The sequence below is a fragment of the Butyricimonas sp. BSD2780061689_150309_C8 genome, from assembly GCF_015560935.1.
GTDB lineage: Bacteria > Bacteroidota > Bacteroidia > Bacteroidales > Marinifilaceae > Butyricimonas > Butyricimonas paravirosa.
Genome location: NZ_JADMSV010000030.1, coordinates 1 through 26,516, shown reverse-complemented (window position 1 = coordinate 26,516; position 26,516 = coordinate 1). Strand labels below are relative to the sequence as shown.

The window sequence follows — 26,516 nt, the reverse complement described above, 5'->3', positions numbered from 1 at the left end:
AAACAAATGTTTATCTATATTTGTAGTGTAAAAGTTTCTTTGAAATGTTTTCCTATGAAGAGCTAAAGGCTCGGATAGAACATGAGAAAAATAGTCTTAGGTTCTATGTCCTTTACTGGCATATTTTGAAAAAAGATATGTCGGAAGAGGAACTGGAGAGAATGATTGACTTTCATTTAGATCGTTTGATCGAACTACTCCGGTTGAAAGGTTGACAGGAAGCTCTCGAAAGAGGGCTTCCCAAAGAAACTTTACAATTTTAAATATTTTAGATATGGCAAGTTACAAAGAATTAAACGAGGAATTGGAACAAATGAAAGCGGAATTCTTGACTCTTCATTCCGAGGAAGAAGAGCGGGAATTTGGTGAGAAAATGGAACGATTTGTAGCTTCCAAAAGCCCGGAAGATCGTAAAATTCTCGCTCAAGCGTTTGTGAATGGTGCGAAGGAATCTTGTGAACGTGCGGAGAAATTATACGATGAAACGTTACGTGTTTATCTGGAAGGGATATATGAATCAATTTCGTGGTCTTATGTTGCTCGACACTATTTTGGAAAGAGTCGATCATGGTTGTGCCAGCGTATAAATGGGTTGAAGATTAGAAATAAAGAAGTACAATTTACCGAGAATGAAAAGAAGATATTATTAGATGCGTTACTTGATTTAAGTAATAACATTAAACGTACAGCTCTTGTTATAGGGCATCTCTGAAACTTTTACAACTTTAGAGGAAACCCGCCATTCTCGTGGCGGGTTTTTTAATAGTAAAGTTGCTACGATTTGTTTTGTAGATAATAGTAATTTTACTATCTTGGTATTGTTGGATAAATAAAACAGAGTTCTGTGAAAGTATTAGAGATATTGAGAAAACTCAATGAGGACGGTTGGCAGCTTGTACACTAGAGAGGCAGTCACCGACAATACAAGCACCCGACCAAACCGGGGAAGGTCACGGTAAACGGTAGATCGTCAGATGATATTACTGGAACGTTATTGAAAAGCAATCCGGGTTAGTTTTCTAACCCGAGTAAAAGAGAAAAGTTATGGAGAAAGTGAGAGTACAAGTAGCAAAAACACCGGAAGGTTATTGTGCGACGGTCGATATTCTTCCAGGTTTTATTGTTGCCGTCACGGGTGACTTTGGTGAACTAAAAAAAGAGTTATTTGAAAGTGTTGATTTTTACGTGGAATGTGCCAAAGCTGATGGAGATGTATATCCGGAAGTCTTGAATCAAGAATACGAATTTGAATACAAATTTGACGTGGAGAGTCTTTTGTTCTTCTACGAGAAAATATTGAGTAAGGCGGCATTGGAACGTTTAACCGGAATAAATCAAAAGCAACTTAGTCATTACGCTTGTGGACGTTCTAAACCACGTCCGGCTCAGGCTCAAAAAATAGTGAATGCCCTGCATACATTGGGGCGGGATTTATTAGCTATCTCTGTCTAAGTTATCCAACTGAAGTGTACCCCAAAAGTTTTATGTCTAACTTTTGGGGTGCACTTCACTTTTTGGACAGCCCTTTGGTTGTAGGTTGTAAGCTAAAATACATCTTCGTGTGTTTCAATTAATGCATTTGCTTCTTGGATGTCATGAGGAGTGTAGATATCTGTTATGAGAATATTAGAATGACGTGCTTGGTCTCGCACGCTTAATTTATCGATATTTCTATCGCGTAATAAACTTGTTATTCCAGAATCTTTCAAACTGTAAAATTTGTATGAGTCTGGAAAATGAAGTTTTTTCCTGATTTCCCGGATCCAGTAGTCTCTAAATTTTTTTTCATTCACATATTCGAATCCGGGCATAAAATCAGTTGAAAATAGATAGGAGTCACTTGGGTTATTAAAAATATTTAGATCAACCATTAGAAGTAAAACCTTCTTGGGGAGGGTTACGACTCCAGCCTCCCTGTTTTTGGCAATGTCCGCCGGAACAAAAATGGTCCGATTCTTTATAGAAATGTGTTCTAATTTTATTTTTGCCATTTCTTTAGGTCGAATAAAGCAATAATACAATATATAACAAGCTAGTAGATAATATTTATTTTGTGTTTTAAGATAATCACTTAGGCGGATTAGATCATTTTTCTCGATTATAGTACGCTTTTTCTTGTGTGCTTTTTTACCTAGTACCGGGATTCCTTCTGTCGGTTTGACATTAACATACTGTTGTTGTAGCAAGAAGGTTGAGAACTGTCGTAACCATGATAAATAATTATCACGAGTTTGGGCTGTATTCTCTCTGTCGATATAAATATGATCTAAAAAAGCAACAACATAAGCAGAATTCAACTGATAAATATATGTGATAGGTATATCTCGTTGCTCGTTATATTGGCGTAGATTTCGTAAAAATGAAGAGTAGGCAACAAATGTCTCTTCTCTGAACACATCATCTTTATATAATTTGGTGATGTATCGTTTGTAGTGTTCGCATACCTCTTCAAATTTGTTATAAGATTTGCCGTACTCGGCTTCAATCCAAGGATTCCAGCCTTGAGATAATTGTTCGTTTAGTCTCTTAAGAAGATCTTGAGCGTATTTTCGTTTTGCGCATACCCCTCCATGCACGTGATTAATTTTTATCCGTTTCCGGTGAAGTTTCCCTAGTGCTGGATCAAAAGCCATGAACCCGATATACCATTCTTTTCCCGTGTAAAGTTGTGGGGGTGTGTAGGAAACGATCTCGTCAATTCGTGTTTTTTCGTGATTTGTCATTTTTTTTTTGCTTACTCACATCTGTTGTGACTATGCAAAGATATATATGTATCAATACTTGTCCCGTTTTTGTCCCGGTATAAAAATGGGGAAGCGGTTTAATAAATTGTTATTCAATTTACTAAACCGCTTTCTGTCGGGATGACAGGATTTGAACCTGCGACAACACGCCCCCCAGACGTGGACTCTACCGGGCTGAGCTACATCCCGAAATGCGGATGCAAATGTAGTAAAAAATTTTGGAATGAAACAAGGAGTTGAAAGAAAAATCTGATGATTGTTTGTGATTTTTGGCTTAGATTGCAGGTTTTCATGGGTTTGGGGAATGAGAATACGGGGATATGGGGTAAAAAAAATTGGATAAACCATTTTTTTAGGTAACTTTGCAATCCATTACGTGAAATTGTATTGTAAATTAAAAGAAAGGAATTGTCTATGTCAACAGAAAATGCTATAGAAAGAGTTAAATGCTTGATTATAGGGTCAGGGCCTGCCGGGTATACGGCAGCGATATACGCATCGAGAGCTAATTTGAATCCGGTGTTGTACACGGGAATGCAAATGGGTGGTCAGTTGACCACGACCACGGAAGTGGAAAACTTCCCGGGATACCCGGAAGGCGTGACCGGTCCGGTGATGATGGAAGATATGAGAAAACAAGCGGAACGTTTCGGAACGGATATTCGTTTCGGGATCGCGACGGATGTTGACTTTTCCGGTCATCCTCACAAGGTTACGATCGACGGGGAGAAGGTGATCGAGGCGGATGCCGTGATTATTGCAACGGGTGCAACTGCCAAGTACTTGGGTCTGCCTTCAGAAGAGGCATTCCGTGGGGCTGGTGTTAGTGCTTGTGCAACTTGCGACGGATTCTTCTATCGCGGAAAAGACGTGGCTGTTGTAGGTGGTGGAGATACCGCTTGCGAGGAGGCTACTTATTTGGCCGGGTTGTGTCGTAAAGTATATTTGATTGTTCGTAAGAACTATTTGAGAGCATCGAAGGCTATGCAGGAACGTGTGTTCAGAACGGAAAACATTGAAGTATTGTTCGAGCATAACACGTTGGAATTGTTTGGGTCAGACATGGGAGTTGAGGGCGCTCGTTTGGTGTACAAGAAGGGAACCCCGGAAGAGGCAACCAAGGAGATCAAGATTGACGGGTTCTTCCTGGCTATCGGGCATACTCCGAATACAGAAGTGTTCAAAAAATATATCGAAGTCGACGAGCAAGGGTATATCATTACCGAAGGTAAGTCTTGCAAGACGAATGTACCGGGTGTGTTTGCCGCAGGAGACGTGATGGACCCGACTTATCGTCAGGGAATTGCTGCTGCCGGAACCGGTTGCCGTGCTGCTATTGATGCGGAACGTTACATCGGAGAATTACACGCGTAAGTGATTTTCTCTCGAAGAGAACTTTTTTGAAATAAATAAAAGCTGTTTGAAGGTGTCTTTAAACAGCTTTTTCCATTAAAATGATGAATGATGATGAGATACTGCTTTGTTTGTTTGCTGTTGGTAATCGTTTCTTTCGGGCGAGTGAATGCACAGGAAAATCGTAATGGTTTTCGATTGGACACGATCTATAAATCCGGGGCAAAACGCCAAGTGGTGAAATCTCCCGTGAAAAAGAGTGTCCCCTTGAAATCGTCCGTGTCCCGGAAAGCGGGAAAATGGACATTAAGCGGCTCTTGTGGGATGTCCTTCGGGGATTATACCAGTATTGATGTTTCTCCCCAGATCGGGTATCGCTGGAACGAGTTCTTCTCGGCGGGAGGAGGGGTAAGTTACAATTATCACCATTCTTCCAATCGTTATGATATGAATTATCTCGGGATAAACGTGTTCGGGCGGGTGAACCCGGTGCGGTATATTGCTCTCCAAATCCAGCCGGAACTGAAGGGAAGTTGGGGAAAATCGTATGAGAAGAAGATTGACTTCCGTTATGTCCCTACGATGCTCGTGGGGGGAGGTGGAGTTATTCCCACCGGAACAGGCTCTATTTCCGTGATGTTTTATTATGACGTGATACAGGATAAGTATTCTCCTTACGGGAAAAATTGGGTCTGTTCCGTGGGGTATTCCTTTAATCTTTGATTATTTTATCGTGACCATCGTGGCCCCGTAACCATATTGCTTGAAAGAGGCGTCCTGATGGTTGAAACGTTTGTATTTGGTTTGAAGTTCCCAAAGGATACGTTGCCTTAATACTCCGTCTCCTTTGCCGTGTATGAACACGATCTTTTGGCCCCGGCGGAGTTTGTATTGTTCCAGTGTTTTGTGGAACACGTCCATCTGGTAGTCCAGCATATCCTTATTTTCCATGCCTGTCGTGTCGTCGAGTAGCTTGTCAATGTGCAAGTCGATCTCGATGATGTTGCTATTGGATTGTTTGGGAGTTTCCTTGTGGGGCGTGTCTTCCGTTTTGTGAGGCGTTTTTTGTAAAAATTGTTCCGGAATGGTTTCCAAGCCTTCTTCTTTGACGATGGATTCTTTGTCCAGCGGTCGGAGTAGCGAGGTGGAATTAAACCAGCGGGTATGTTTGTAAGCTCCCGCTTTACACAAGTTTACCGGGGTGACCTTGATTTGCGTGTCGATGGCGTTTTTCAGAACGTGAACGCCTTTCTGGTAGAACACGGATTGCACGTGTATCGCTTTAATCGTGTCGATTTCTTTGAGCGAGTAATTGCCGATCAGGTATGTCGTGTTCGGGTTGCAGTTGCCTGCCGTAATCCCGGTGTACTTTTCCCCGTCATGAAACGAGATGGAATAAAGACTGGTTTGAGTGGTATCGTTCACGAAATAAATATCGAACCGACTTTCTGTCAGGTTGTTGAAATTTTCGGGGACGAATGCGATGTAAAGGGTATCGGCCAATTCCATGACCACGTTTTTCTGTCCGGATGCGGATGTGGCGGAAACCGTTTTTGTCGTGTTACTGTCGGAATGAATGACCACCAGGTTATTCACGGATGCGGGAATTTCGAACCCGTATTCGTCACAATACACGTTCACGGTGTTGTTGTCTATGATGCCGGTAACTTTACCCTCTAGCTTGTCTGATATAAATCGTACAATGTCGCCTATTCTTATATTCATGTCGTCTTCTGTTTTATTGTTAGGCAAAAATAGTGTTTTTTTCATTTGAAAATATTAATTTAGCCAGCCGATTGGTGAGTTAAAAACTAAAAGTTAAAAACTAAAAGAGGGGAAAGTAGAGACTAAATTAATGATTATTAGTTGATTCGTGGGGAATGGCAATAATAAAATGAAGTAAAAGATAATATAATGACATTACAAGAATTTCAACAATCAATTAGGGAAGGGATTCCGGCAGAGTTGCCGGCTCCGAAGGCTTACGAGCCGGAGATTAACCATGCCCCTAAAAGGAAAGACATCCTGACGAAAGAAGAAAAGAAACTGGCGATACGTAACGCTTTACGTTATTTTGACCCGAAACACCATGCCGTGTTGGCCCCGGAGTTTGCCGAGGAGTTGGAGAAATACGGGCGTATTTACATGTATCGTTTCCGTCCGGATTACAAGATGTATGCTCATAATATCAATGATTATCCTCACAAGAGCCTGCAAGCGGCGGGTATCATGCTGATGATGAATAATAATCTGGATTATGCCGTGGCTCAACATCCTCACGAATTGATTACTTACGGGGGAAACGGGGCGGTGTTCCAGAACTGGGCTCAGTATCGTCTGGCAATGAAGTATTTGTCGGAAATGACCGACGAGCAGACGTTGGTATTATATTCCGGTCACCCGATGGGATTGTTCCCGTCGCATAAGGATGCTCCGCGTGTAGTGGTTACGAACGGTATGGTAATCCCGAATTATTCCAAACCGGATGACTGGGAACGTTTTAACGCTTTGGGTGTTTCCCAGTACGGGCAGATGACTGCAGGCTCGTTCATGTATATCGGTCCGCAGGGAATTGTTCACGGAACCACGATTACCGTGTTGAATGCCGGGCGTAAGATTTCCAAACATGGAGAAGGATTAGCCGGAAAATTGTTTATCACCGCGGGATTAGGTGGTATGTCGGGTGCGCAGCCGAAAGCCGGGAATATTGCCGGATGTATCAGTATTACAGCCGAGATTAACCCGAAAGCCACGCATACCCGTCACTCTCAAGGATGGGTGGATGAGGTGATTGATGATTTGGATAAACTGGTGGAACGGGTGAAAGTGGCTCGTGAGAAGAAAGAGACTGTTTCCATTGCTTACCAGGGGAACGTGGTGGACGTGTGGGAACGTTTCGCGGAGGGTGATGTGCCTGTTGAACTGGGATCAGACCAGACGTCATTGCATAACCCGTGGGCCGGTGGTTACTATCCCGTGGGCGTGAGTTTCGAGGAGTCCAAGCGGATGATGGCCGAGGAGCCGGAGTTATTCAAGCAAAAGGTACAAGAATCTTTGCGTCGTCACGTGGCTGCTATTAACAAGTGCGTGGCACGTTTCAATACTTATTTCTTTGATTACGGTAACGCATTCCTATTGGAGTCCTCCCGTGCGGGTGCTGACATCATGAAACCGAACGGTGATTTCAAATACCCGTCATACGTGCAGGACATTATGGGACCGATGTGTTTTGACTACGGTTTTGGTCCGTTCCGTTGGGTATGTTCCAGTGGTGACCCGAAGGATTTGGCGAAGACGGATGAGATTGCAGCTCGCGTGTTAGAGGAAATCAAGACACATTCTCCGAAAGAGATTCAACAACAGATGGATGATAATATCCGTTGGATCAAGGCTGCTATGGAGAATCACCTGGTCGTTGGGTCGCAAGCCCGGATCTTGTATGCCGATGCTGAAGGTCGTATTAAGATTGCCGAGGCGTTTAACAAGGCTATCGCTGTCGGGGAAATTTCTGCTCCTGTGATTTTAGGACGTGATCATCATGACGTTTCCGGTACGGATTCTCCTTATCGAGAGACTTCAAATATATATGACGGATCTCGTTTCACGGCTGATATGGCTATCCAGAACGTGATCGGGGATTCTTTCCGCGGTGCGACTTGGGTATCTATCCACAATGGTGGTGGCGTAGGTTGGGGAGAAGTTATTAACGGTGGTTTCGGAATGATGCTTGACGGTTCTGCCGATAGCGACAGACGTTTGAAGAATATGTTATTCTGGGACGTGAATAATGGAATCTCCCGTCGTAGCTGGGCTCGTAACGAGGGGGCTGTTTTTGCCATTAAACGTGCCATGGAAGCAAACCCGAATTTGAAGGTGACGTTACCGAATTTTGCCGATGACCAGTTGATCGAGTCATTGTTTTAAATAAAATATTTTTGATGTGCGGGGAGTGCTTTTAGGAGTGTTCCCCGTTTTTTATTCCTCTTCTTCTAGGGTAAAGAGTATTACTTGCATTGTAGTTGTGCCGTGGTCTCGTTAGTAAGTCAACGGGAAGTCAACGGGAAGTTAACCGGAAGTCAACGGAAAGTTGACGTGCCGGAGGCGTGAATATGTACTTGATTTTATTTTGAAATAGAATCAATATATTAACGAGACACGCTTACGATTCCGGTGAGTGTACGGAGCGAGTTACTTGAACAGGGTCGTGAATTTCGTGGGAACGGGGGTCTCGAATTTCATTTCTTTTCCCGTGACGGGATGGATAAAAGTGAGCTTGAAAGCGTGTAAGGCCAAGCGGTGCAAGGGGTTTTTCGTGGCCCCGTATTTGGGGTCTCCGGTAACGGGGTGTCCGATTTCCTGCATATGTACCCTAATTTGGTTTTTGCGTCCGGTTTCCAATTCAAGTTCCACGAGTGAGAATTGCCGGTTCGATTTTAAGGTCGTGTAGTTCGTGATGGCCAATTTCCCGTCTTGTGAAGAGGTGGAGTGGACGATCAGAGCTTTGTTCTCGCTGATGTAGGATTTCACCTGTCCTTGTTCCGGTTGCGGGCATCCCTCGATGACGGCGACATATTTCCGTTCTCGGATCATTTCGTTCCAGTTTTTTTGTAGGATTTCTTGAACTTTTTTGTTTTTGGCAAACATCATGACACCGGAGGTTTCTTTGTCTAGGCGATGCAGGATAAAGATATGGTTCCGGGAATCTTTGTTTTTCACGTAGTTGTTCAGTATATAATAGGCTGTTTTGGTTTTATCCCGCTCTGTTCCCATGGAGAGTAACCCGCTTGCCTTTTCCACGACAATCAGGTGTTCGTCCTCATGCAGGATGTTGAGCATGGGGTGATGGAAAGGAGCCGCATTTTTGTTCATCCCGACGGTTACCGTGTCCCCGGGTTTGAGTGGCGTGTCGAATTGTGTGGTGACACGGTTGTTCACTTGCACGAGTTTGTGGGCGAGGAATGATTTCACGGCTGTCCTGCTTTGGTCATGTAAAGCTTGTAACAGGAAAGGCATTAACGTGTTTTCTTCTTGTACTTCGAAACTACGGCTACGCGGGGCTTTGGCACGGGGTGAATTCTGGGGTCTCATGGGTTTATTTGTTTAATTGGGGACAAAGGTAATAAAAGTAAGGACGTAATTCGCGGGTTTATGCGAAAATAGACACTTGTTATTGGGGTGTGTTGCGGAATTAGAGGCGATTTATTGGAACTTGGGCTTACACTTTGCTGTAAATTAATATTTAGGAATTTATTCCAAATATTATTAACCAACAAATGATCGATTATGAGTAACAAATTATTATTACTGTTGATTTTAGGAGTCGTGTTTTTTTCCGCTTGCAGCGATGATGACAAGGACCCGAATTATGACGGGACATATAAAGATTCGGGATTGGAGTTGTCAAGGGACGGGATGGTATTGAGTGGAAAGAGTGTCGCTTTATCAGGTAACACGCTAACCTTGGGTAACGTGATTCCGGGAGAACCGGCATTGGCGATTCCCGTGACGATCACGGGAAATGTAGTGGAAGGTACGAGCAGTAATGATTTCCGGGAAGTGAAGGTTTCCGGGAAAATTGAAGGAGGAAAAATGAACCTGACTCTTGCGGTAAAGAATAAGGCCACGGATATTGAGGGAACTTGGGCGGTAGGAAATCTGGATGCAGGCATTATGGCCACACATTTTACTTTCACGACAGATAAGGAAAAGGTGAAATACGGTGAGACCGAGGTCGCTCCGGAGAACGTGATAGGGTTTGTGAATGGTATATTTGGATGGATGTTACCCACCTTTCTAAAGGATATAACATTCACGAGTGATGGCAATATCACAGCCTCTTACAATAGTGATATGGCGAATCCGCAATATGCAACGTCTCCTAAAGGCATGGCCTTTTATAATTTGGTGGGAGGAAAGTTGTATATCTCTGCAAATATTGCAGGTATCGTGGAGGATATCGGGCGTAGTACTTCTGATCCATTGACAGAGATCATGGTCGTGCTGGAACAGGGTATTCCTTTTGAGGTCACGAAAGATACGGAAAAAGAGACAATGGATGTCTATATGACCCGGGAGACGTTATTACCATTTATGTCTTTGCTTCCTATGTTGGGAGAGGTTATGCCTGAAGAATTCCAGAGTTACGCTGGATTTATCACGGATTTGGGACCGATTATCCAGGAAGGGAAAACGGCGGAACTGGGATTGGTGTTGACGCAAAAGAAAACCGCTGAATAGCAATATTGTACAAGACGATTTAGAGAGTTATGTTGCATATGGTGATGTGACTCTCTTTTTGTGGAAAATGATTTATATGGAATATTCTTTATATAGGTAGAGTGGAGTTATTATAAATAGTTAAATGAAATGTTATGAAGAACAAGTTTTTATTATTAATGGTTTTAGGAATTGTATTTTTTGCTAGTTGTAGCGATAGTGACAATAAAGACACGCCGAAAGATTTTAACGGGATTTATTCTACAACGAGTACGGATCGGGTGTTAGATTTGAAGTATAGTAACGCTGTATTTATCGGGAAATCTGTTGATTTTAATTCTGTGGATGGAAAGAGTGCAACCTTGAAGTTGCAAGGGGTTGTCCCGGGAGAGAGTGAAACCGTATTTTCTAGTGTTCCATTGGTTTCTAGTAGCGGAATCTATACTTTTTCCTCTGTGAATGAAGATGCTGTACGGAAAGTGACGTTGGAAGGATCTATTGAAAAAGGGAAGTTAACCGTGAAGGTTGATGTGGCGTTTGTACAGAACGATTTGATGAAGAAGTGGAATTTTTCAACTGTAAATATGGTGTGGAAACCTACCAATTACGTGTTGTTTGAAGTTGATTTAGGTGGGATATTTGGAAAACAAAAGGTCCAGACAGGGTTAGTGACATTGTTCGCTCCTTCTATGTTAGCGCAAATGTTGAAAAGCTATTTGCAGGATGTGTCTTTTAGAAATGATGGAAATATCGTGGCAACTTATAATGCGGCGGAAAGCACGGAAGAAATCACAGAACCAGTGGCGAATTGGCAGAGTTCTCCGTTGAATTTGGTTCAATATCGTGTAAAAGATGATATTTGTTATGTATTCTTGAACATGGATATGATCATGAGACAAGTGGGAATTGATCAAGAAGGACGTGCAACAGGAACAGATCAGATGCTTGTGGCTCTTGAACAACTTTTGACAAATGGAATTCCTGTTCATTTTAAAAAGACGGTGGGAGAAGATGCTAAAGATGAGTTGTATGTTTATGTGGATGAAGTGTTGATCAAGCAATTAGGAACTCTTCTTCCCATGCTTGAAACTTTAATCCCAGAAGATATGACAATTGATATTCCCATTTTGACTAAAACGGTTGCTGTACCCGTTAAAACAATCTTAGAGAATTTACCGGGGGCGTTAGAAGCAACAACAGAGATGCAGGTGGGATTGCAATTCAAGGGAGCCGAGTAGTTTGAGAGTAGATTTGTTGAATGATCCGAGAGGCTTGTCTCTCGGATTTTTTGTAAGAGGATTAGGGAAAAATGTTAAAATGAGTATATTGAAAATATTATAATTTGAAAATTAACCAATATGGCTTGATTTTTGTTATATAAAGTAAATTAAAATTTAACAAGAAGGTTATAAACAATCGGTAATTTAAGTATGATGAAAAACAAGTTTTTATTTTTAATGATTTTGGGATGGGCATTTTTTGCTAGTTGTAGTGATGATGACAAGGATCCCTTCAAAAATTATTCGGCAGATTATAGTGGGGATAAATTAGCTCTCAAATTGAATGGTAAAGAGTTTTCCGGTACATCTGTTTCCTTTAATTCAATAAATAAGAAAAATGCGACACTTACGTTGAATGGATTGATTCCCGGAGAATCAGCTTTAGAGGTAAAGAATTTGGCTGTTGAGGAGTTGACTGGGAATGATTATACTTTTGCAGGTGAGAACAAGAATGATGATCGGATCGTGTCAGTAGAAGGTTCTGTGAAGTCTGGTGTGTTGAATTTGAATACCAGTTTTAAGGTAACTTCTAAAGTTGTTGGAAAATGGCATATGACTGAACCTAAAATGAATGAAAACACTTATGAATGGGAATATTCTCCATTAGTATTGAATATTGATACAGATGTAGAGTCGTTAACATTTCCTTTAGTGATAGAAGATGACCCTAATTTTTCTTATTCACTTCCTATGAAAGATCAAATTGAGGAAGATGGTTCTATAAATCCTGGCTTTCCAACTCTTGCAAAAACGATTTTTGGGATGATGATTCCTAATTTATTAAAATCTATTGAATTAAAGGAAAATGGGAATCTGGTAGCCACTTATATACCACTAAATCTATCCAATGATGCTGAAGAAGATTCACAGCTATTAGTGACAGAAGAGGGGTTGGTGCGTTATAATGTGAAAGATGGACAAATTTATTTGTTGATAGATATTGCTTCTTTGGTCGATATGAATTCTTTTAATGGAAGAAGTGACAACACGAATGATGCTCTTATGACGATGCTTACAATAGGAATTCCGCTAAAATTAGACGTGAATGATAGTAAATTAATTGTTTCCGTTGATAAAGATATGATGATGCCATTTATGGCATATGCTAGTGTCTTGAAAGGAATGGTTGAAAATATGGAGACGATACCTCTTTTTGGAACTTTAGTAATTACCTCTACTTCCTTACAAAAATTTATTGATGATATAGTGGTATTGGTGACGACAGCTAGAAGTATGGAATTAGGATTGGATTTAGTTCCTTATGTGGAAGAATACCAACCTCAAGCATCGTTGTCATTATCGGAAGCTATTGAAAAAACAGTTATCCAATTTGAAAAATAATGGATACCATATCACTATATAGTTGTTGATATTGTTTTTGAGAAGATAATGTAGTTGTGATATAACTAATAAAACGAACTTGACAGCATTAGTCAAGTTCGTTTTATTGGTTATTTAGTGATTGATTTGCTGATTATTATGTTTTTCACTTTCTTTTCGAATGTTAAAAAACACCTTTGAGAGGCCAATTTGTACTTGTTTTAATATTTTTGGCTTAATTTTTGTTATGTAATTGAAATCAAAATTCAAGAAGAAGGTTATAAATAATCGGTAATTTAATTATGATGAAAAACAAGTTTTTATTTTTAATGATTTTAGGGTTGGCTTTCTTTGCCAGCTGTAGTGATGATGACAAAGATCCCTTTAAAAATTACTCGGCAGATTTTAGTGGGGATAAATTAGCTCTAAAATTGAATGGAAAAGAATTTTCTGGAATGTCGGTTTCCTTTAATTCAAAGAACAAGAAAAATGCAACGCTGACATTAAATGCTTTGATTCCTGGGGAACCTGTTTTAGAATTGACAAATTTAGTTGTTGAAGAGTTGTCAGGTGATGATTATACTTTTATTGGTGAGAATAAAAACGATGATCGAACTGTGTCTGTAGAAGGTTCTGTGAAATCAGGCGTATTGAGTTTAAATACCAATTTTAAGGTGACTTCAAAAGTTGTGGGGAAATGGATGTTAGGAGGTATATCTGAGCTTGATAATGTTTCTGATGAAGTTAGTTTATCACCATTACATTTTGAACTATCTACAAGTACAGTAGAAACGGTTACATTACCAGTAATGTTGTTTGGGGGAGAATATGATGAAAATAATAATCCAATTTATAATACTCCTTTTGTATTAAGTATTGATGATGCAAATGGAAATGGATTTGTTCCATTTGTACAAAATATTGTAAAGATGTTGCTGCCTCAATATTTATATAGTATTGAGTTGAAAGAGAACGGAAGTTTAATTGCAACTTATAAGGGAATAAATGAAGATTCTGATGAACCTTTGGTTTTAGAAGAGGGGATGGTTCGTTATAATGTTGTAAATGGACAAATTTATTTGGTAATAGACATTACTTCTTTATTGGGGAGAAGTACAGAAAGTTCTTTTAATATAGAAGAAATGCTTAGCAATGGAATTCCATTAAAATTACAAATAGAAGAGGGTTTGTTGAGAGCTTATGTTGATAAGGATATGATGGTTCCTTTTATGCAATTTATGCCTATAGTTAAAGGTTTGGTTGCAGATATGGAACCTGTAAATATCATTGTCGGTGAAATAAAAGCAGAATATGTAGTTAAATTTTTGGATGATATATCTTATTTAATTACAACGGCAGATAAAGTGGAATTAGGATTGAATTTAGTTCCTTATGTAGAGGTTCCTGCTGTAAATTCGCAATCTTTCTCAAAAATGTTTGGGAATACTGTGATGAAATTTGCAAGATAATTTTGAGGAACATTACATAGATCAGTATTATTTTATTGGATTTAGATGAGATAATATTGTTTATGCTGTAATTTGGATTAAATATTATAAACGAGCTTGCCTAGATTCTGGCGGGCTCGTTTTGTTTTGGATGTGCTTTTTTTGAAATTATTCATTCTTTCCTTGTAAAAAGGAAAGACGTGATAGATTAAGGTGAGTTCGATATAATAAAGCATATTTGCCCCATCCGTTAGGAAAAAGATCGTGTAAAAATGGGAATATATCGGTGTTTTTTAGTTTCTTGCACGAGATGATGTGATTATTTCGAAGAGATGGATTCCGCCGTCTTGGAAGTGCCGAAATAGGTGATGTGTCATCTTTTAACTTTGGGTTTTTATCTTTCCTGCTACCCCCTCTAACTCCCCCTTGCACAGGGGGAGGACACGCTACATTGAAACATTGGAGTGCGTCCTCGCAACGGTTTCTTCTTTCGTGTAATGTTATGTTTCTATTATTCAGGGATATAAATTTGTTTTTATATCGAACTCACGTTAACTTAGCTAAGTTGCAGTAATATTAAGTAAGTGCAAATTTTGTACTTACTGGTTGACTTTGTATTAGTAAAAATTGTACAAAGTATTTGGATAATCAAATTCCTTTTATACATTTGCAGAACGAAAAAGACAAAATATGAATAGTACATTACATCATATGCATCATCATTGCCATCACTGTATTCAGGTGAGATGATGCTGTTGTGCTATAATTAGAAATAAAAAGTATAAACGAGCTCGCCTGGATTCAGGCGGGCTCGTTTTGTTTTTTTCGATACCATAGGTGCCTTCCCGGATTCAGTGCGACGATAAAATCAGATAGAAATGGTGAAATTAAAAGTTGCGATTCAAAAATCAGGTCGATTGAACGAGGACGCGCTCGAATTGTTGAAAGAGTGTGGGATTTGTATTAATAACGGAAAAGATCAGTTAATGGCACAAGCCTCTAATTTTCCGTTGGAGGTGTTGTATTTACGAAATTCGGATATTCCTCATTACGTGGAGGATGGAATTGTTGACGTGGCGATTATCGGGGAGAACACGGTGATCGAGAAAAGGGCAAATGTATTGAATTTGTTGGATTTAGGTTTTTCGGGTTGCCGGGTTTCTATTGCTATTCCTAAATCGGAGGAATTTACCGGGTTAGATTGGTTGCAGGGAAAACGGATTGCTACTTCCTATCCCAACACATTGAATGATTTTTTAGTACAAAATAAGATTCAGGCAGAGACGCACGTGATCACGGGGTCGGTGGAGATCGCTCCCGGTATCGGATTAGCTGATGCGATTTGTGACATCGTGAGTTCCGGGAGTACACTTTTTAAGAACGGGTTGACGGAGGTCTACACGTTGTTTAAGTCTACGGCTGTTTTGGTGGCTAACCCGAAGTTGGATGAAGAGAAACTACAGTTGGTGGAACAATTGATATTCAGAATGAAGGCGGTGTTGGCTGCCAAGTGTAATAAGTATATCCTGTTGAATGCTCCCGAAGAGAAATTACAAGAGATTTGCGATATACTTCCGGGAGTGAAAAGCCCGACAATTATGCCGTTGGAAATGAAAGGATGGTTTTCTCTACATTCGGTGGTGAACGAGAATAAGTTTTGGGAGTCTATCGGGGCGTTGAAAGCGGCGGGTGCGGAAGGGATTTTGGTGGTACCAATTGAAAAGATGATAGAGTGATTGCCTGCGGCAAGTTGTAAGTTACAGGTTGACAGGTTACAGGTTTTATGAATAGATTAATTTATGATTATGAATAAGATATTATATCCTGGGAAGGAAAAATGGATGAAAATATTGGAGCGTCCGGAGAATCGTGGAGAAGATTTGGACAAAGTGTGTAAAGCGGTGTTTGATGAGGTGAAGAGGGATGGAGACGAGGCATTGAAGAAGTACACGTGGTATTTTGATCGGGTAAAGCTAGAATGTTTCGAGGTGACGGAGAATGAGTTTCAAGAGGCAGAGAGGGAAGTGGATGCGGAGTTGAAGGAGGTAATACAAGTTGCAAAAGGGAATATCGAGGAGTTTCACAAGGTACAGATTCCCGGAAAGTGTGAATACGTGAATGAACGGGGATTCCGATGCTGGCAGGAAGGTCGGGCGATAGATCGGGTGGGATTGTATGTTCCGGGTGGGAGCGCTCCCCTGTTTTCAACCGTATTGATGTTGGCGGTTCCGGCGAAGTTGGCCGGGTGCCGGGAGGTGGTGATCTGTACACCACCGGGAAGGGATGGACGGGTGAATCCGGCTATTTTGTGGACGGCCCGGTTATGTGGAGTAACCCGTGTTTTTAAAGTGGGAGGGATTCAAGCGATTGCTGCATTGGCGTTAGGGACGAAGAGCGTGGGGCGGGTGGATAAGATTTTTGGACCGGGAAATCGTTTCGTGATGGCGGCAAAACAATGGGTCGGGCGTTATGGTGTGGCAATAGATATGCCTGCGGGACCTTCGGAGTTGATGGTGGTGGCAGATGAATCGGCACGGGCGACATTCGTGGCGGCAGATTTGTTGTCGCAGGCGGAACACGGGCCGGATAGTCAGGTGTTTCTGGTGACTTGCGATGAATCATTGATTGATCGTGTAGAAGAAGAGTTGAACAAACAATTGAATCGGATTCCTCGGAAGGCAATTGCAGAGGTGGCACTGAGAAATTCTAAATATATTGTTTTGCGTTCCCGGGAAGAGTGCGTGGAGCTGGTGAATTGCTATGCCCCGGAGCATTTGATGTTGTGCGTGAAGGATTATCTGGATTGGGTGCCGGAAATTCGGAATGCGGGTTCTGTCTTCTTGGGACACTATTCCCCGGAAAGTGCGGGAGATTATGCGTCGGGGACGAATCACACCTTACCCACGAACGGGTATGCCCGTGCGTATAGCGGGGTGAACATGGATGCCTTTATGAAAAAGATAACTTTCCAAGAGATTATGCCGGAAGGTTTGGCTTATTTGGGAAAAACGATCGAGATAATGGCGGATAACGAGAAGTTGGAGGCACACAGGAATGCGGTAAGGGTTAGGAATGTAGAATCTAAAATTTAGAATTTAGGATGAAGGAATTTGGAGATATGGTAAGGGAGAATGTAAAGGGGTTACAAGCGTATTCCTGCGCTCGTGCGGAATTCGAGGGGACGAATGTGACCTTGCTGGATGCAAACGAGAACCCGTTCGCGTCAGAATATAATCGTTATCCAGATCCGTTTCAGCGGGAATTGAAGCGAGAGATCGGTAGATTGAAGGGGGTGGAGGTTTCCCGGTTGGTACTGGGAAATGGGAGTGACGAGTTGATCGATATGTTGATCCGGACGGTTTGTACGCCCCGACGGGATAATATGCTCGTTTTTTCACCGGGCTATTCGATGTACGAGGTAAGTGGACTAGTGAATGACGTGGAGGTGAGGCGTTTGGAGTTGGACGGGGAGTTCCAGCCGGAGTGGAACACGTTGTTTGATAGCGTGGATCGGTTTACGAAAATGATTTTCTTTTGTACACCGAATAATCCGGTGGGGAACGTAATTCCTTTAGAACGTATTCGGGAAGTGGCGTCTCATTTTGATGGAATTGTCGTGGTAGACGAGGCATATATCGATTTTACCGATATGCCGTCGGCTGTTGTTTTGCAGGAGGATTGCCGGAATGTTGTCGTGTTACAAACTCTGTCCAAGGCTTGGGGGCTTGCCGGGTTACGGGTAGGAATTTGTATGGCGGACCCGGAACTGGTGATTTATTTAAACAAAGTGAAACCGCCTTATAATATCGGTTCATTGACTCAACGGCGGGCTTTGGATGTCTTGCGGAATGAGGCTGATTTTTGGGAGAAGGTGGAGGCGATCAAGCGGGAAAGAAAAAGGGTTATCGGTTTCTTGCGGAATTTATCTTGGTTGGAGGTTGTCTGTGATTCGGAGGCCAACTTCGTGTTGATTCGTTGTGAGCGTTTTCGGGAGTTGTATGAATATTTGGTGAAAGGTGGCGTTATTGTTCGGGTACGGCATATCCCGCCCCGGTTGAGTTGCGGGTTACGGATAACCATCGGGACACGGGAAGAGAATGATTTGTTGATCGAGCGATTAAAGAAATTCGGTGATTTATGAAGAAGATATTATTTATAGATCGTGACGGTACGATTATACAGGAGCCACCGGTTGATTACCAAGTGGATAGTATGGAGAAACTGGCCTTTGTTCCGGGGGTTATTGGAGCCTTACGGGAGATTGTTCGGGAGACGGATTATAGGTTGGTTATGGTGAGTAATCAGGATGGTTTGGGGACTGAACGGTTTCCGATGGATACTTTTTTGCCGCCACATAAATTTATGTTGAAGACGTTGGCAGGCGAGGGAATTGTTTTTGACGAGATACTGATTGATGGGAGTATGCCGGGGGATGGTTCTCCCCGGAGGAAACCGGGGATCGGTATGGTCGAAAAGTATTTGAATGAATTGTTGGATCGGGAGAACTCTTACGTGATTGGCGATCGGTTGACGGATATGCAGTTAGCGGCTAATATGGGGATTCGGGGGATATTGTTGGGAAAAGAGGAGATGGAGTGTTTACCTATTGTTTTAACCACGGATTCTTGGAGAAAGGTCGTGCGTTTTCTGAAACAGGGAAGTCGACAGGCGGTGCAAGTGAGGAAAACGGCAGAAACGGCGGTTCGGATTGCGTTAGATTTGAATGGAACGGGGCAGGGCGAGGTGAAGACGGGAATTGCTTTTTTTGATCACATGCTGGAACAGATTGTCCGGCACGGGGAAATGGATTTGGTGGTTTCCGTGGAGGGGGATTTACAGGTGGATGAACATCACACGATCGAAGACACGGCTATCGTGTTGGGACAATGTTTCTCGGAGGCATTAGGAGGTAAGAAAGGGATCGGACGATATGGTTTTGCTTTGCCGATGGATGAGGCGAGGGCAGAGGTGTTGCTGGATTTGGGAGGGCGGAGTTGGTTGGAGTGGAATGTCGTGTTTAACCGGGAGTACGTGGGAGATTTTCCCACGGAGATGACCAAGCATTTTTTTGCCTCGTTTTGTCAAGGGGCTAAATGTAATTTGCACGTGGCTGCGAAAGGTGAGAACACGCATCACGTGATAGAAGCTATTTTTAAAGCGTTTGCCCGTAGTTTGAGGATGGCCGTCCGACAAGAGGCCGGAGGAAGGATCCCATCGACGAAGGGGAGAATGGATTAATTTTAGATTTGGTGATTTTAGATTGAAGGGGGTGTCCCAAAAGTCATTTTATTAAAATAAACTCCTCCGTCACTTCGTGCCACCTCCTCTATAAACAGAGGAGGAGCTGGTGATTCTTCCCGAAAACAGGGAGTATTTCAACTCTCCCTCTGTTTATAGAGGGAGTACCCCGAAGGGGGGAGGGAGTTTGAAAAATGACTTTGGGAATAGCCCCGGAAGAATTGGATTATGATATTTTTTTATTGAAATGAGTAAAATAGTAATTATAGAGTACGGGGCGGGAAATTTGTTTTCGGTGAGGGTTGCGATAGAGAGGTTGGGGTATGAGGTGGTTTGTAGTGCTGATCCACGGGTGGTACGGGAGGCTGATAAGGTGATCTTTCCGGGAGTAGGGCAAGCTGCCGCGGCCATGAGACAATTGAAAGAAAGCGGGATGGATCGGGTGATTCCGGAATTGAAGGTTCCCGTGTTGGGGATATGTTTGGGGATGCAGTTGATGTGCGCCTATTCGGAAGAGGGGGGGACGGAGGGGTTGGGAATATTCCCGATGCGGGTGGAAGAATTCGGGAGATGTGGTAAGGTTCCTCATATGGGATGGAATGAGATTCGGGGGCTGAAATCCGGGTTGTTTGACGGGGTTGTCGAGGGGGAGATGGTGTATTTCGTACATTCGTATTGCGTGCCTGTTGGAGAGTATTCCATTGCCACGTGTGATTATCAGATAGCTTTTTCTGCGGCGATTCGGAAAGGGAATTTCTGGGGATGTCAGTTCCACCCGGAGAAGTCGGCCGGGGTTGGGGAAAAGATAATTGAAAACTTTTTAAAAATGTAAGAGAAATGAAGATAACGGTTATTCCGGCAATAGATGTTATAGGAGGAAAATGCGTGAGACTTACCCGGGGCAATTACGATGAGTGTAAAACGTATTATAATGATCCGGTGGAGGCTGCCCGACATTTCGAGGATATGGGAATGAGGCGTTTACACCTTGTCGATTTGGATGGGGCTAGGGAGTCCCGGGTAATTAATTGGCGGGTTCTGGAACGAATTTGTGAGGCGACTCGTTTGGAGGTTGATTTTAGCGGGGGTATCAAGAGTGACGAGGATATTTGTCGGGTGTTTGATGCGGGGGCCTCGTTTGTCTGTATCGGGAGTATGGCCCAGCAAAATAGAGAAAAGACACGGGAGTGGCTGGAAAGATATGGGGCTGAACGGATCATTATCGGGGCAGATGTAAGAGACGGGCATGTGTGTATTCAGGGGTGGAAGGTGGAGACGAAGACAACGATACACGAGTTAATAGAAACTTATTTACCCGGGGTGAAGAATGTGATGTGTACGGATATTGCCCGGGATGGGATGTTGGGAGGAGTTTCTTTAGAGCTGTATCGGGAGCTGGTAGCTCTTTATCCGGATATTACGCTTATCGCATCCGGGGGAGTAGGTTCGTTGGTGGATATTCAGGCGCTGGAAGAGATGGGTGTTTCTGCCGTGATCGTGGGGAAGGCTTTTTATGAAAAGTTTAAAATGTAGAGTTTAGAATGCAAAAGATTCCGTGATTGCCGATTCGATGATTGGATGATTAAAATCACTTAATCGAAAATTATTAAAATCACTTAATCGATAGGATCTAAAATTAATAAGTATGTTTTTAGCAAAAAGAATTATTCCATGTTTGGATGTAAAGGCGGGGAGGACGGTGAAGGGGGTGAATTTTGAGAATTTGAGGGATGCAGGGGATATTGTGGAGTTGGCCGGTCGATATTCAGATGAGGGGGCGGATGAGTTGGTGTTTTTGGACATCACGGCAAGCTCCGATCACCGGGGTACACGGTTGGAGTGGGTGGAACGGGTGGCCCGACAAGTGCGAATACCTTTTACCGTGGGTGGGGGAATTTCATCGGAGCGGGATGTTGAGGCTCTTTTGAAAAAGGGGGCAGATAAGGTGTCTGTAAATTCCAGTGTTTTGAAAGACCCGGGTTTGATAGATCGGTTGGCGGCGGCATTTGGAAAACAGTGTATTGTTGTGGCGGTGGATGCTTGTCGGGATGGTGAGAAGTGGAGAGTATACAGTCATGGGGGACGGGTGGCTACCGATCGGGAGCTTTTTTCGTGGGTAAAGGAGGCGGAAGGACGGGGAGCCGGGGAGATTTTGTTTACCTCGATGGATCATGACGGGACACATCAAGGATTTGCCTGCGAGGCAACGGGACAAGTGGCGGATTTGGTTAATATTCCGGTTATTGCATCCGGGGGTGCGGGCTGTCCGGAAGATTTCTATGAGGCTTTGACTCGGGGAAAAGCGGATGCCGTACTGGCGGCTGGAGTTTTTCATTTCGGGCAGATCCGGATTCCGGAGTTGAAATGTTTTTTGAAAGAAAAAGGTATTGTTGTTCGATAAAATATTTAATGAAATGGTAAATATTGCAGAATTAAAATTTGATGCGGCCGGGTTAATTCCGGCAATCGTGCAGGATGCAGATACACGGGTGGTGTTGATGCAAGGGTATATGAACCGGGAGTCTCTTGCCGAGACGGAGCGTTCCGGTAAGGTGTGTTTTTTTAGTCGCTCCCGGCAGCGTTTGTGGACAAAAGGAGAGGAAAGCGGACACTTTTTACTGGTGAAGGAGATTTTGGCTGATTGTGATCGGGATTCATTATTGGTGAAGGTGAACCCCGTGGGACCGACTTGCCACACGGGACAAGATACGTGCTGGGGAGAAGAGAACGTGGATCAGGATTTTTTGTTTTACTTGCAACGGTATTTGGAAAAACGAAAAGATGAGTCTCCGGAAATATCCTATACGGCTCGCCTGATCGAGAAGGGAATCAATAAGGTGGCTCAAAAGGTGGGAGAGGAGGCTGTGGAGTTGGTTATCGAGGCGAAGGATGATAACGAGGATTTATTTTTGAACGAGGCTGCCGATCTGATGTATCACTATATCGTATTGTTGATAGCGAAGGGGTACGGGTTGGAGGATGTGGTGAGGGTGCTGGAGGGAAGACATGGGAAACATAAAAGATAAAAACTAAAAGATAAAAGTTAAAAGATAAAAGGAGGCTGTGATTGCTGATTTAATGATTAATGAAGAGAGTATAGTTGTGGGGGTGGAATCACTTAATCGGCAATCGTAAATCACAAAATTAATTGGGTCATGCTAGAGTTTTATACGAATTTGGAAGGAAAGGTCGAATAGTTTGTTGTCGTTGACTTGGGTTAGGGAGGAGCTGATGGTTGATTTGTCGGGATAGTAGGTGAGGCCGGCTTTTAGGTAGAGGGTGATGAGAGTGAAGGGTTTCCAGTTAAAATTCAAGTAGGAACGAAAACCCCGGTCGTACAGGGCGGGAAAGGAGTAACCGTAGAGAACGTTGTTTTCGTAGGCGTATATTCTGGTGTTGTAGCTGTCCGTGTCAAAGTAAGCGAAACGGAATTGGGCTTTTAGGTTGGTTTGGAGGGAGGAATACATAAGGTCTTGATAGAACAGGTAACCACCTTCGTGTTTTTCTTTTTTCACGTAACGTGTATAACTGGTACGGGTTCGGGATTTTAATTGCTCGCAGATAGAATAGGTAAATTGAAACCTGTATTCTTGTTTTACACGGGAGACGGATTGGAGGTTTTCTCCGGTTTTATCGTCTTCCGGTTTCTCCTCGTGTTTGAAACGGAATGAACAATCCCAGCGAGAGCGGTTGAACGTGACATCTCCCACGATTTCTTGGCCATTACCGGGGATGGTTGCCTGATAACGGGGAGAGAAAAAGCGGAACCTATCATAATAGGCATTGATTTTCAGACTGCGAAAAGGGGTACTTTCGAGACCTAGGTATAGTCCTTCCTCGTTTGTTGTGTTGGAGTATTCTGCAAAACCGCTGTTGTAGTGAGAGTGATAGCCTTTGTCATAGTGGCGGTAAAGGGCGCATAAGGCGAATCGGGGAATCCCACTGTAACGTAGCCCGTTGACGGTTGCCCATGTTCCGTTGTCACTACGTGCTGTTTCCCCGAATAGGTAGAAATGGTAACCTCCGGTTTTGTAGTCTACACTTACGAGTGTACGTTGGTGGCCCGTTTCATTGTTTTGTTGGTAGGCGGCTTTGCCGATGGTAAGGGCGGGTGAAAAGTTGTAGTGTAATAATTGGACGCCGATGCGGAAATACCGATGATTGAGGTGGGTGGATAAGCCGGTGGTGAATTCTTTTAGGATGTGTTTCTTTTTACATTCTGAAAAGTTCCGGTGATAACCTGTTTCGTAAAGGGTGGCCGTTTGTACGGTTTTGGGGGAGAGGGTATCGAGATCAGCGAGATTACCGTCTGTTTTTTTATAAGATACGAAGATTTCGGTGGTAATCGTGCGTGTCGGGTGCAGGCTGACGGCCATACCTCGCAAGTATCGATTTTCATCGGTAGAAGTGTAGGGAGCAATACCATTTCCGGATTTCTCGTTACTAAGAGTAGATGTCGATTTTCCGGAAGAGTAACCGCTCCATGCCAGTAGTCCCTGTCCCCATTGTAATTTATAGTCTCCGACAATGACTCGGTGGATGATTTTTTCCGGGGTGTAGCATGCGTGGACGGAAAGAAAGTCAAATCCTATTTTTTGTTTTTTCGAGAAATAATTTTCTCCTGGGTCGTTTTCTAACGTGAGACCCCCTTGCCAGTGTTGCTGGTTTGATATTTTGTATTTTAGTAATGTCCCTACGGGTGGTCCTTGAAAGCGGCTTTGCTTTTTGGCGAGATAGTCCTTTTCGTACAAAAAGGCTTTCCGGCTGTACTTTTTGTAACCGGCTTGTTTTGGGCGGGTCATTTTTAAGCGGGCGAGAATTTCTTGCGATAGGTGATAACGGGATTGCTTTTCGGGGGTGTATGTTCCGATGCGTATAAATGGTTTGATGTTGGATAAATCCTGTTGACTGATTCCGGTGACGAGTAGAAGTTCGTTCGGGTGAGTAAACGGCCCGTGTTTTTTACGGAAGTCCAGTAAATTATCTATTTGCGCATCGGAAAGGAAAAATAACATTTTCAGGCTATCGAATCCGGCTGAATTGAGGTTTATCGGTTGTGCGGAGAGGCGGATTAGGGAGTTGATCATATCTTCGTAATAATCTTCCGATGACTCGATGTCATTTGTTTCCAAGAGTTTTTCAATATCCGGAATGCTCTGTGAGTACACGGAGTAGGGGATAATGAAAAGTAAGATAACGACATATGTAATTTGTCGCATGGTATAAATATTCAGATTAAAATTCGTGTTGACGGGAATTTAATCATATGAGTGAACACACCTAAATAGCCGATGTTTCAAAGGTATAAAATGTTTTGGATAATCTTTCTAATAATCTTGTTTTTTTAGAAAGTCTGCCAAGTGTAGATGTTGAATGCCTTCAATGTTACTTCCTGTGTTTAAGGGATTAAGGCTGACCACGTATTTGGGGTAATTATCGGGGATTGCTAATAGATTGCCAAATTCCCGTTCTTTTGTTTTCTCGTCAACAATGAGATAAGTCGCTTGTACGTAGATTTTCTTACCTTGTTTTAAAGCTACGAAATCAATTTCAAGACCATCCTGTTGACCCACGTAGATTTCATATTGTAGGATTGAGAGATGTAAATATATGGCATTTTCGATAAGTTTATGAATATCACGTTGTAGGTCAAAGCCTATTTGACTGTTACGTAACCCGATGTCTTCGAAATAATACTTTTCTCCAATTTCAAATTTTTTCAAGCCATTAATCTCTATTCGTCCCACTTTATGAATTAAGAAGGCGTTACTTAAAGCCTTCAGGTAATTGATAACTTGAAGTGTTGAAATATCTACTCGTTGCGATTTCAGGTATTTGCTAATATTGTTTGCGGAAAAAAGATTCCCGATATTGTCGGCCGTGTATATGGCTAATGTTTCGAGAAAATCGATGTTACGAATACCTTCTCGCTTAACAACGTCTTTTAATAAAATGGTTGAATACACGTTACGCAAATATTCAAATGCCATTTCATCATTCAGTTCCAAGCGTGAAAGATAAGGCAATCCTCCGTAAGTAAGGTATTTCGTCAAACTTTGCTGGTCGTCTGGGAGCTGGTGAAAAAGTAAAAATTCCGGGTAGCTTAGACTATGGATGTGAAATTCTATATATCGGCCGGATAAATAGGTGGCTAGTTCTCCCGATAACATTTTGGCATTGCTACCCGTGCAGAAAATATCACAGGAGTCTTTGGCTTGAAGGTCACGAAGGGTATGTTCGAAATGATCAATATCTTGAATCTCGTCAATGAATAAATAGTTGTCCTTTGCCGGGTTGATTTGTGTCTTCAAATATTGGGAAAGATCTTGATCGTTATGAATCATTCGAAATTCTTCATATTCCATATTTATATATATGACATTAGCATCTGGGTGATCGGTTTTGATTTCTTCCATGAGTTGTAGCATGATGTAACTCTTGCCTACACGCCTTTGACCGGTAAGTACTTTTATGATACCTTTTCCGATAAAAGGTTTTATCCTTTTGCTGTATAATGGACGATCAATAATCTTCATTTTATATGGTATGATTTATATGTACGGCAAATATAGGAAATTTATAAGTTATAACTTATAAAAATGGGGGATTTGTTTTGTTTGTAAGTTATGATTTATAGTTTTTGATCGTGAGGTTAGGGATTGCTTTTGCACAATAAATAGAAATGGGGCTGAATTCTAAGTCTCTTGCAACTATTTAATGAAGAAAATCGTGGTAAAATGTATTTTTATTGCGATTTTCTTTCCCCCCACAGCTTCTTTTTCTTTTCAAAAATCTCGTGATTCGCGAGAGACTTTCGAAAAGAAAAATAATCTTTCCCTCGCGCGTGTCACCGCCCTATGCTCTTAATGTAACGAATGGAGTTTTCCTTTTAATAACTGCAAAACACCTTGCAATAA

23 protein-coding genes, 1 tRNA gene and 1 pseudogene are annotated in these 26,516 nt (G+C 42.3%); 19 read left to right on the top strand and 6 right to left on the bottom strand.

Annotated elements, in window-relative coordinates:
• The first annotated feature begins 44 nt into the window (after window positions 1-44).
• From I2I33_RS17675 to I2I33_RS17660, 4 genes and pseudogenes are all read left to right on the top strand, one after another.
• Window positions 45-215, top strand: coding sequence for a diguanylate cyclase (locus I2I33_RS17675; protein WP_117722722.1), 171 nt, complete (start codon window positions 45-47; stop codon window positions 213-215).
• Between the two features lie 59 nt (window positions 216-274).
• Window positions 275-712, top strand: coding sequence for a DUF5053 domain-containing protein (locus I2I33_RS17670; protein ID WP_027200946.1), 438 nt, complete (start codon window positions 275-277; stop codon window positions 710-712).
• A gap of 204 nt (window positions 713-916) precedes the next feature.
• Window positions 917-1,015, top strand: a pseudogene (locus I2I33_RS20545) (hypothetical protein); the annotation flags it as partial.
• A 29-nt stretch (window positions 1,016-1,044) separates the two neighbouring features.
• A complete protein-coding gene (locus I2I33_RS17660) occupies window positions 1,045-1,452 on the top strand; it encodes a helix-turn-helix domain-containing protein (protein ID WP_087422031.1) in 408 nt (135 codons plus the stop codon).
• A gap of 92 nt (window positions 1,453-1,544) precedes the next feature.
• Here the strand turns inward: I2I33_RS17660 and I2I33_RS17655 are convergent, their stop codons facing one another.
• Together I2I33_RS17655 and I2I33_RS17650 are read right to left on the bottom strand one after the other, a co-directional pair.
• Window positions 1,545-2,723 carry a tyrosine-type recombinase/integrase gene (locus I2I33_RS17655; RefSeq protein ID WP_027200948.1) on the bottom strand — a complete coding sequence of 393 codons (1,179 nt, stop codon included), beginning with the start codon at window positions 2,721-2,723 and terminating at the stop codon, window positions 1,545-1,547.
• Between the two features lie 136 nt (window positions 2,724-2,859).
• Window positions 2,860-2,933: transfer RNA gene (locus I2I33_RS17650), tRNA-Pro, on the bottom strand.
• A gap of 225 nt (window positions 2,934-3,158) precedes the next feature.
• Here I2I33_RS17650 and trxB point away from each other — a divergent pair.
• On the top strand, window positions 3,159-4,118 hold the full coding sequence (trxB, locus tag I2I33_RS17645; protein WP_087422032.1) for a thioredoxin-disulfide reductase: 960 nt from the start codon (window positions 3,159-3,161) through the stop codon (window positions 4,116-4,118).
• Window positions 4,119-4,208: 90 nt separating this feature from the next.
• On the top strand, window positions 4,209-4,820 hold the full coding sequence (locus I2I33_RS17640) for a hypothetical protein (RefSeq protein WP_087422033.1): 612 nt from the start codon (window positions 4,209-4,211) through the stop codon (window positions 4,818-4,820).
• Here the strand turns inward: I2I33_RS17640 and I2I33_RS17635 are convergent, their stop codons facing one another.
• Window positions 4,821-5,822, bottom strand: a complete 1,002-nt coding sequence (locus I2I33_RS17635; RefSeq protein ID WP_087422235.1) for a DUF2027 domain-containing protein — start codon at window positions 5,820-5,822, stop codon at window positions 4,821-4,823.
• A gap of 189 nt (window positions 5,823-6,011) precedes the next feature.
• On the opposite strand from I2I33_RS17635, the gene I2I33_RS17630 reads away from it, so the two are divergent.
• Complete coding sequence (locus I2I33_RS17630) at window positions 6,012-8,021, top strand: urocanate hydratase (RefSeq protein WP_087422034.1); 2,010 nt, start codon at window positions 6,012-6,014, stop codon at window positions 8,019-8,021.
• A gap of 264 nt (window positions 8,022-8,285) precedes the next feature.
• Here the strand turns inward: I2I33_RS17630 and I2I33_RS17625 are convergent, their stop codons facing one another.
• A complete protein-coding gene (locus I2I33_RS17625; protein WP_087422035.1) occupies window positions 8,286-9,185 on the bottom strand; it encodes an RluA family pseudouridine synthase in 900 nt (299 codons plus the stop codon).
• 195 nt (window positions 9,186-9,380) lie between these two features.
• Between I2I33_RS17625 and I2I33_RS17620 the strand changes: the two genes are divergently transcribed.
• From I2I33_RS17620 to hisIE, 12 genes are all read left to right on the top strand, one after another.
• Window positions 9,381-10,334 (top strand): DUF4925 domain-containing protein, encoded by a 954-nt coding sequence (locus I2I33_RS17620; RefSeq protein WP_087422036.1) that lies wholly within the window; start codon window positions 9,381-9,383, stop codon window positions 10,332-10,334.
• Between the two features lie 134 nt (window positions 10,335-10,468).
• On the top strand, window positions 10,469-11,551 hold the full coding sequence (locus I2I33_RS17615) for a DUF4925 domain-containing protein (protein WP_087422037.1): 1,083 nt from the start codon (window positions 10,469-10,471) through the stop codon (window positions 11,549-11,551).
• A gap of 195 nt (window positions 11,552-11,746) precedes the next feature.
• Window positions 11,747-12,934, top strand: a complete 1,188-nt coding sequence (locus I2I33_RS17610; RefSeq protein WP_229128367.1) for a DUF4925 domain-containing protein — start codon at window positions 11,747-11,749, stop codon at window positions 12,932-12,934.
• Between the two features lie 284 nt (window positions 12,935-13,218).
• Window positions 13,219-14,382, top strand: a complete 1,164-nt coding sequence (locus tag I2I33_RS17605) for a DUF4925 domain-containing protein (RefSeq protein ID WP_229128366.1) — start codon at window positions 13,219-13,221, stop codon at window positions 14,380-14,382.
• Window positions 14,383-15,239: 857 nt separating this feature from the next.
• On the top strand, window positions 15,240-16,097 hold the full coding sequence (gene hisG / locus I2I33_RS17600) for an ATP phosphoribosyltransferase (RefSeq protein WP_087422040.1): 858 nt from the start codon (window positions 15,240-15,242) through the stop codon (window positions 16,095-16,097).
• A gap of 69 nt (window positions 16,098-16,166) precedes the next feature.
• Complete coding sequence (gene hisD / locus I2I33_RS17595) at window positions 16,167-17,453, top strand: histidinol dehydrogenase (protein ID WP_087422236.1); 1,287 nt, start codon at window positions 16,167-16,169, stop codon at window positions 17,451-17,453.
• Window positions 17,454-17,461: 8 nt separating this feature from the next.
• On the top strand, window positions 17,462-18,502 hold the full coding sequence (gene hisC / locus I2I33_RS17590; RefSeq protein ID WP_087422041.1) for a histidinol-phosphate transaminase: 1,041 nt from the start codon (window positions 17,462-17,464) through the stop codon (window positions 18,500-18,502).
• Window positions 18,499-19,599, top strand: coding sequence for a bifunctional histidinol-phosphatase/imidazoleglycerol-phosphate dehydratase HisB (gene hisB / locus I2I33_RS17585; protein WP_087422042.1), 1,101 nt, complete (start codon window positions 18,499-18,501; stop codon window positions 19,597-19,599). Before hisC ends, hisB begins: the two co-directional genes overlap by 4 nt.
• Window positions 19,600-19,846: 247 nt before the next feature.
• Window positions 19,847-20,431 (top strand): imidazole glycerol phosphate synthase subunit HisH, encoded by a 585-nt coding sequence (gene hisH / locus I2I33_RS17580; RefSeq protein ID WP_087422043.1) that lies wholly within the window; start codon window positions 19,847-19,849, stop codon window positions 20,429-20,431.
• Window positions 20,432-20,436: 5 nt separating this feature from the next.
• Window positions 20,437-21,132 (top strand): 1-(5-phosphoribosyl)-5-[(5-phosphoribosylamino)methylideneamino]imidazole-4-carboxamide isomerase, encoded by a 696-nt coding sequence (gene hisA, locus I2I33_RS17575; protein ID WP_087422044.1) that lies wholly within the window; start codon window positions 20,437-20,439, stop codon window positions 21,130-21,132.
• A gap of 112 nt (window positions 21,133-21,244) precedes the next feature.
• Window positions 21,245-22,000 carry an imidazole glycerol phosphate synthase subunit HisF gene (gene hisF, locus I2I33_RS17570; protein WP_087422045.1) on the top strand — a complete coding sequence of 252 codons (756 nt, stop codon included), beginning with the start codon at window positions 21,245-21,247 and terminating at the stop codon, window positions 21,998-22,000.
• A gap of 13 nt (window positions 22,001-22,013) precedes the next feature.
• Entirely contained in the window at window positions 22,014-22,625 is a 612-nt protein-coding gene (gene hisIE / locus I2I33_RS17565) for a bifunctional phosphoribosyl-AMP cyclohydrolase/phosphoribosyl-ATP diphosphatase HisIE (protein ID WP_087422046.1), read from the top strand.
• Between the two features lie 132 nt (window positions 22,626-22,757).
• On the opposite strand, the gene I2I33_RS17560 is transcribed toward hisIE, so the two are convergent.
• On the bottom strand, window positions 22,758-24,818 hold the full coding sequence (locus tag I2I33_RS17560; protein WP_087422047.1) for a helix-hairpin-helix domain-containing protein: 2,061 nt from the start codon (window positions 24,816-24,818) through the stop codon (window positions 22,758-22,760).
• A 108-nt stretch (window positions 24,819-24,926) separates the two neighbouring features.
• Window positions 24,927-26,135, bottom strand: coding sequence for an ATP-binding protein (locus I2I33_RS17555; RefSeq protein ID WP_087422048.1), 1,209 nt, complete (start codon window positions 26,133-26,135; stop codon window positions 24,927-24,929).
• Between the last annotated feature and the right edge of the window lie 381 nt (window positions 26,136-26,516).

What these genes read in the sequence shown, in the direction of transcription:
- I2I33_RS17660 (WP_087422031.1), top strand. Translation starts at nt 1,045, where the DNA reads ATGGAGAAAGTGAGAGTACAAGTAGCAAAAACACCGGAAGGTTATTGT.
- hisF (WP_087422045.1), top strand. Translation starts at nt 21,245, where the DNA reads ATGTTTTTAGCAAAAAGAATTATTCCATGTTTGGATGTAAAGGCGGGG.
- hisC (WP_087422041.1), top strand. Translation starts at nt 17,462, where the DNA reads ATGAAGGAATTTGGAGATATGGTAAGGGAGAATGTAAAGGGGTTACAA.
- I2I33_RS17640 (WP_087422033.1), top strand. Translation starts at nt 4,209, where the DNA reads ATGATGAGATACTGCTTTGTTTGTTTGCTGTTGGTAATCGTTTCTTTC.
- hisA (WP_087422044.1), top strand. Translation starts at nt 20,437, where the DNA reads ATGAAGATAACGGTTATTCCGGCAATAGATGTTATAGGAGGAAAATGC.
- I2I33_RS17675 (WP_117722722.1), top strand. Translation starts at nt 45, where the DNA reads ATGTTTTCCTATGAAGAGCTAAAGGCTCGGATAGAACATGAGAAAAAT.
- hisIE (WP_087422046.1), top strand. Translation starts at nt 22,014, where the DNA reads ATGGTAAATATTGCAGAATTAAAATTTGATGCGGCCGGGTTAATTCCG.
- I2I33_RS17635 (WP_087422235.1), bottom strand. Translation starts at nt 5,822, where the DNA reads ATGAATATAAGAATAGGCGACATTGTACGATTTATATCAGACAAGCTA.
- I2I33_RS17630 (WP_087422034.1), top strand. Translation starts at nt 6,012, where the DNA reads ATGACATTACAAGAATTTCAACAATCAATTAGGGAAGGGATTCCGGCA.
- I2I33_RS17560 (WP_087422047.1), bottom strand. Translation starts at nt 24,818, where the DNA reads ATGCGACAAATTACATATGTCGTTATCTTACTTTTCATTATCCCCTAC.
- trxB (WP_087422032.1), top strand. Translation starts at nt 3,159, where the DNA reads ATGTCAACAGAAAATGCTATAGAAAGAGTTAAATGCTTGATTATAGGG.
- I2I33_RS17620 (WP_087422036.1), top strand. Translation starts at nt 9,381, where the DNA reads ATGAGTAACAAATTATTATTACTGTTGATTTTAGGAGTCGTGTTTTTT.
- I2I33_RS17610 (WP_229128367.1), top strand. Translation starts at nt 11,747, where the DNA reads ATGAAAAACAAGTTTTTATTTTTAATGATTTTGGGATGGGCATTTTTT.
- I2I33_RS17655 (WP_027200948.1), bottom strand. Translation starts at nt 2,723, where the DNA reads ATGACAAATCACGAAAAAACACGAATTGACGAGATCGTTTCCTACACA.
- I2I33_RS17615 (WP_087422037.1), top strand. Translation starts at nt 10,469, where the DNA reads ATGAAGAACAAGTTTTTATTATTAATGGTTTTAGGAATTGTATTTTTT.
- hisG (WP_087422040.1), top strand. Translation starts at nt 15,240, where the DNA reads ATGGTGAAATTAAAAGTTGCGATTCAAAAATCAGGTCGATTGAACGAG.
- hisD (WP_087422236.1), top strand. Translation starts at nt 16,167, where the DNA reads ATGAATAAGATATTATATCCTGGGAAGGAAAAATGGATGAAAATATTG.
- I2I33_RS17670 (WP_027200946.1), top strand. Translation starts at nt 275, where the DNA reads ATGGCAAGTTACAAAGAATTAAACGAGGAATTGGAACAAATGAAAGCG.
- I2I33_RS17605 (WP_229128366.1), top strand. Translation starts at nt 13,219, where the DNA reads ATGAAAAACAAGTTTTTATTTTTAATGATTTTAGGGTTGGCTTTCTTT.
- hisH (WP_087422043.1), top strand. Translation starts at nt 19,847, where the DNA reads ATGAGTAAAATAGTAATTATAGAGTACGGGGCGGGAAATTTGTTTTCG.
- I2I33_RS17625 (WP_087422035.1), bottom strand. Translation starts at nt 9,185, where the DNA reads ATGAGACCCCAGAATTCACCCCGTGCCAAAGCCCCGCGTAGCCGTAGT.
- I2I33_RS17555 (WP_087422048.1), bottom strand. Translation starts at nt 26,135, where the DNA reads ATGAAGATTATTGATCGTCCATTATACAGCAAAAGGATAAAACCTTTT.
- hisB (WP_087422042.1), top strand. Translation starts at nt 18,499, where the DNA reads ATGAAGAAGATATTATTTATAGATCGTGACGGTACGATTATACAGGAG.